1 protein-coding gene is annotated in these 296 nt (G+C 60.8%); it reads right to left on the bottom strand.

Features of this window, described 5'->3' with window-relative positions:
• The coding region (locus tag B0E43_RS23265) for a hypothetical protein (protein ID WP_371454093.1) at positions 1-296 on the bottom strand (296 nt) is incomplete at both ends.

Below are 296 nucleotides of genomic sequence, written 5' to 3'. Positions count from 1 at the left end.
TGCCGCTGGTGCTCGCCCCGGGGGCCAGTGTCGTCGCTGCAAGCGTGATCGCTCCCAGCTTGTCGTCGTTCACTGCCAAACCGGTCAGGGTCACTTCGCCTGTGTTCGTTATGGTATAGGTATAGGTGATCACCTGGCCCGCTTCGGTCACTTGCGTCACGTCCGCCAACTTGGTGATGTCCACCAAGGCCGCTCCGTTCACGTCAACCGTCTCGGTCGCACTGTCGGTCGCTTCCTCTTCGCTGCTCACACTCGCCACGTTCACAATGTCCAAGCCCGCATCTATGTCGGACTGC

It is taken from the genome of Algoriphagus sp. A40 (assembly GCF_002002735.1).
Taxonomy (GTDB): domain Bacteria; phylum Bacteroidota; class Bacteroidia; order Cytophagales; family Cyclobacteriaceae; genus Algoriphagus.
This window is presented reverse-complemented; position numbering and strand designations above follow the sequence as displayed.